Consider the following 5439-nt stretch of genomic DNA (forward strand, 5'->3'; position numbering starts at 1 on the left):
AAAACCTATCAGGGTAGCGTATACAAGCCTTGTAAGGGGTATTAACCCTTGGGGGGCGGGGTATCCAAATCTAAAAAAACACTGTAAAAAGAATTCCGGTACGCTGACAATCGTTCTTTTTTGGCTTTAAAAATGGTAGGATGGTTTTCGGGAAGTCCTTCATTGTGCAAGAGCAACTCTTTAATTCTGCTTTCCTTTTTGCGGTGCTCCTCACTGTCTTCATTATCATATTCAGCCAGGGCATTTTCTATACCCAAAACTTCTTCCAGAATAAGCTCGATAAAACTATCCTGTTCATTGAGCCCTACTTCTTGAAGAAACCCATCAGGATAGGAATGATTGGTATCAATACTAATATTGAACAAGTACAGGGCCATAAAGACCCAAACCCACCGAACGATCTTACTATTTCGAAGGAAGACAATCACAAGGCACAATTAACGATCGTCACTTAGTTTTGTTATCCAAATTTTCTGGAGAAATCATTAAAACCGAATGGTGTAACTCATTTTTTGAGGCTTTTCTTCTTTGCTCTCGGTTTTGTTCGGAACCAGGCTATAACGTACCAAAGGATCAGGCTTAGCCTGTGGCAGTTTAAACCGTACCTTCACCTTTTTATGCAGGCACACATTTCTGCCTTTGTTGTAGGCTTTTTCAAACTTAAGAAGCTCAACCAAACGGAGCACCTCCTCATCGCAGCCAAAACCCAGGCTTTGTATAACACGTGCGTTGAATACCCTACCTCTACCGTCCACATCGAAAGCCACCTCAACAACGCCCTCTATTTTCTGCTCAAGTGCCTGTTTAGGATAGTTAAGATTGTCCTGCAGAAAAGCAAGCATGGCGTCATCTCCGCCACGGTATCTGGGCATTTTAAGGGGCGCATCTTTTCTGGGTTTACTCATTGACAGGTTGGGGTATTTAGTTGCTTAGTCCAGTTTAATTCTTCTTATTTCAATAGGGCTTACCTTCTCTGGCAACAGGTTCTTATTGGCATCATATGCAGCCCATGGGCTATTGGCCAGGTAATAAAAATAGCCATCTTTTACCTGCCCCAGGGTGGGTTCGCCTAAGCTTTCACCACCACGGTTAATGATGCGCTCCATATCGATAAAGAGGCCCGACTCGTCCAGAAAATACTGTACGACCTTGTAAGGCTTAACTCCATTGTGAATAGCCAGCAACGTATTGTTATAGAAATATAAACCGTCAATTCCCTTCAACAAGATATTCTCACTGGCAAAAACCTTTTCTATTTTATCCGTTTGCAGATCGACCCGGTGAATACCCGATATATAATCAGCAAAGTATAAATAACGCTGAGAGTCATTAAGAGTGAGTCCTTGTAGATTGAAGTGAGAGTCTTGCAGGTCGATGTATTTCCTCGAAAAAGCTCCATAATACTCAGCCGTGTCGGTTACATTCCTCACCAGAAAGGGTTTAGCACTGTTACTATGCCAAATGCGTTGCCTGTCATCCAGCAGCACATCGCCAATGACCGAACCATCATTGAATTCCACTCCATGAAGAATTCTACCTTCCGAAACATCAATCTGCACAATCATGCTTTTGCCTTCGTCTTGCGGGTTAAAGTCCACCATCTCCGGAAAAGCTGCCGTAGCCACCCATAAATGGTCTCGCAAAGCATCGTATTTCATGCCCAACACGCTGTAAGGCAAATCGATCCAGTCAGAGACCAAACCATTCGTGTCTACTTTTACTATGCGTTTTTCGCGAATGCTACCAAGCAACAGCTCTCCACTATCGAGCAAAACAAAGCTCTCCGGGTGTAGCATTCCTGCATTAATGACCCGAAACACCTCATCGTGTACCTCTACTTTGCTCAATCTGGCCTGCAGTTCCAGCAAATCATCATAGCCCCTGTAGTTCTTCAGGCTCTCAAACTCAGGCGCTGAAGTAAAATCAAAAGTAGCATCCATTAGAAGCATCTGCTGTAGCGTTTGCACCGCACGACTCTTGCGCCCGGTGAGTGCCCAGGCTCCCGCAAGTTTAGCCACTATGGTCGGATGGTTCGGCCTCATTTCGTTGGCCTCTCTTATCTTTTCCAGGTATGTATGGTAGTCTTTAGCCTCAAAGGCAGCAACAGCGGCATTGTATACCTCCTGAAGACTCTCTTGAGCTAAAGCTGGCAGGGCCGTTAAACAACTAATCAGAAAAAAGTAGAACAGGCGTTTCATAGTTCTTTTGAACCCGGGAGTTTTTACCCAACAGGCTTCTTGGATGAATTCATGAATTTAACATCTTTCCGGGTATGCTCCCTTATTAAAGGCTCTTTCAATTACAACCAACAGGTTTTTTACCATTTATGTAATAGCCCAAACACACCTTTGTACTGGTTGCTTTTTGCCTTAATTTCAAAGCCATAACCATAAGAAATATGATAAACCTTACTGCTAAAACATTCAGAAGGTTGTCTCTGGCATTTTTAGTTGGTCTTTTGGCCTTACCGGAGACAATTGCACAGAAAATACCTGATCAGGTGGTTAAATCCATCGAATTCAGGGAAATAGGACCTACCCGTCAGGGCGGCCGCTACGTAGACTTTGCGGTTGTAGATAAAGCTCCTAAAGTAATTTATGCCGCAACAGCTTCTGGCGGCCTATGGAAAACCACTAACAACGGTCAATCCTGGAAACCAATTTTCGATAACGAAAGTATCATTTCTATTGGAGCCGTGGCCGTAGACCAACGCGATACAAGCGTGGTATGGGTAGGTTCAGGAGAAGCCAACAACTCACGAAGTTCTTATTGGGGCGATGGTGTTTATAAATCTACAGACGGAGGTAAAACCTGGAAAAACATGGGTTTACCGGAATCTCACCATATTGGCCGTATTATCATAGACCCTAAGAACTCCAACGTAGTGTATGTGGCTGCGCTTGGACATCTATATTCCGATAACCCCGAAAGAGGCCTCTACAAAACCACTAATGGCGGTAAGAGCTGGGAAAAGGTTTTGGAAGTTAAAAAAGCCGATGGCAAATATGTGGGCGTGGTCGATGTGGCTATGAGTCCTTCAGACCCCAACACACTCATTGCTGCTGCTTACGATAAAATCAGAAGGCCCTGGACTTTCAATGAAGGTGGAGAAGGCAGTGCTATTTACAAGTCGACCAATGGCGGCAAAACCTGGAAAAAGCTTACTAACGGGCTACCGGGTGGTTTCATAGGTAGAATTGGAGTGGCTTATGCCCCCGGAAACTCTAAAGTGGTTTATGCCAATATCGAAAACGTAAACGTTGACGGCATTTCTACGGAAGAGAGAAGAAGAATGCTTGAAATTGGTATTCCACTGCAAAGAGGGCAATCTGTAAAAGGTACAGAAATGTACCGATCAGATGATGGTGGAGAAACCTGGAGAAAAATAAGCCCTGATGGCGAAGATGTAGGTGGTTATCCTTCTTATTACTACCAGCAGGTAAGAGTAGATCCCAACGATGAAGACCATGTGTACGTACTGGGTATTCGTGTTTGGGAAACGAAAGATGGTGGTAAAACCTGGGGCCAGCCCTTCCGCTTTGGAGGAGACAACCACGCCATGTGGATAGACCCTGCCGATTCGCAACACATGCTTTTAGGTTACGATCATGGTATGGGCATTACTTACGATGCGGGTGCCACGTGGTATCATCCTGACGAAATTCCTTTGGCACAGTTCTATGCAGTAGATGTAGACATGGCCTACCCTTACAACGTATATGGCGGTTTGCAAGACAATGGCTCTGTACGTGGTCCAAGCACTTCAAAAGACGGCCGACCAATTCCTTTTGAAGCATGGCAAAGAACCGGTGGTGGAGATGGTATGTACAACGTGGTAGACCGCACCAACAACCGATATCTGTACAACGAGTCTCAATTTGGCCCACTACAACGCGTGGACATGGTGACCGGAGAAACGTATGGCATTCGCTACAGAGGCGACAGAAACATGCGCTGGAACTGGAATGCTCCTATTGTAGTATCTCAGCATAATTCTGATGTCATTTACCATGCAGGAAATAAGGTGGTAAGATCACCTTTCAGAGGTGAAAGCTGGGAAGAAATTAGCCCCGACCTTTCTAATAATGACGAGGTAAAAGCCAACGGTACAGGCAACATACAGTACGGAACCATTACCACGCTGGAAGAATCTCCGCTAGATGCCAATGAACTATGGGCCGGAACTGACGATGGAAATGTACACGTAACCAGAGATGGAGGTAAAACATGGACTAAGTTAAATGCCAATATTCCAAACAATCCGGAGTACTGGGTAACACGAGTGGAAGCTTCTGCTCACTATCCGGGAACGGCCTATGTTTCTTTTAATGGCATGAGAAGAGACGACTTTAAAGCTTACCTCTATAAAACTACCGACTGGGGTAAAACGTGGACTTCTATAGCCGCTGGCATACCTGATGGTGGTGTAAATGTTATTCGTGAAGACCACAAAAATCCTAACCTCTTGTTTGTTGGAACTGAGCTGGGCACTTTTGCCAGCATTGATGGTGGCGCAAACTGGACCAAGTTTATGACCGGTATGCCGACCATTCCGGCCTACGACATGGTCATTCACCCAAGAGAAAATGAGTTGGTTGTGGCCACTCACGGACGCGGTATTTTTATTGCCGATATTTCTCCATTGCAGGGAATGAATGCTCAGACCCTCAATGCCGGGCTTACTCTGTTCGACATTCAGCCTGCCGTGCAATACATTAGCGGACTTAGCAATGTAACAGCTTACACCAACTTTGATGGAGAAAGCAGAGCTCCCGGAAGCCACATACACTTCCATGTGAAAAATGCAGGAACAGCCAACCTTAAGATTTACAGAGGAGCTAAGGAAATTTATAAGTCTGCCATCGATGCTTCCGCAGGCCTAAACACCTTTATCTGGAGGTTTGTAGAAATTACCGGAGAGCGCTCACAGAGAGATCTTGAGCAAATGGCTAACCGATTCAGAAACTTTGGCATGTCTGAAGAAGACATCAAAAACCGAATAGAAAGCATGAGGTATGAAACCAAAGGAGTAGGTCCGGGTACATACAAAGTGGTAATTGAAATGAACGGTCAAACCGTAACCAAAGAGGCCATTGTAATGAAAGACCATTGGTCTCAACAATAGACCACGAATAAATCAGTAAAAGTCGGTTTTAACCGACTAACCCCATTGTTTTCCGGCTAATGGTATGCCGGCAGGCAATGGGGTTTTTACTTTTAACTTATTCCTCTAAACAGCCTGCCTGTGCTGTGGCCCAACCATGGCATACACCGCCTGCGAGAATCCCTCCGGCCCTATTGCGTTAATCAAGCGTGCACAAGGTTCTTCCAACACAGCCCATTCTCCGTTTGGGCGTTGTACAAGCGCAGGCTCATTTACCGCCTTAAACATTTCGTAGTCATTCACATGGTCGCCAATTCCATAACTCCATACCTCAC

Annotated in this window: 5 protein-coding genes; 1 reads left to right on the top strand and 4 read right to left on the bottom strand. The window is 45.1% G+C overall.

Features of this window, described 5'->3' with window-relative positions:
- Positions 1-41: 41 nt before the first annotated feature.
- From B3763_RS06230 to B3763_RS06240, 3 genes are read right to left on the bottom strand one after another with little or no spacing between them, the layout of a single operon-like run.
- A complete protein-coding gene (locus B3763_RS06230) occupies positions 42-428 on the bottom strand; it encodes a hypothetical protein (protein WP_286744854.1) in 387 nt (128 codons plus the stop codon).
- A gap of 57 nt (positions 429-485) precedes the next feature.
- Complete coding sequence (locus B3763_RS06235; RefSeq protein WP_286744856.1) at positions 486-905, bottom strand: energy transducer TonB; 420 nt, start codon at positions 903-905, stop codon at positions 486-488.
- A 24-nt stretch (positions 906-929) separates the two neighbouring features.
- Positions 930-2198, bottom strand: a complete 1269-nt coding sequence (locus B3763_RS06240) for a hypothetical protein (protein WP_286744859.1) — start codon at positions 2196-2198, stop codon at positions 930-932.
- A 200-nt stretch (positions 2199-2398) separates the two neighbouring features.
- Here B3763_RS06240 and B3763_RS06245 point away from each other — a divergent pair, with 200 nt between their 5' ends.
- The gene (locus B3763_RS06245) at positions 2399-5125 is read left to right on the top strand and encodes a VPS10 domain-containing protein (RefSeq protein ID WP_286744861.1); all 2727 of its coding nucleotides are present in this window, start codon (positions 2399-2401) and stop codon (positions 5123-5125) included.
- 105 nt (positions 5126-5230) lie between these two features.
- On the opposite strand, the gene B3763_RS06250 is transcribed toward B3763_RS06245, so the two are convergent.
- On the bottom strand, positions 5231-5439 hold a 209-nt coding region (locus B3763_RS06250), incomplete at its 5' end, for a hypothetical protein (protein WP_286744863.1).

It is taken from the genome of Roseivirga sp. UBA1976, from assembly GCF_002336325.1.
Classification (GTDB): Bacteria; Bacteroidota; Bacteroidia; order Cytophagales; family Cyclobacteriaceae; genus Roseivirga; species Roseivirga thermotolerans.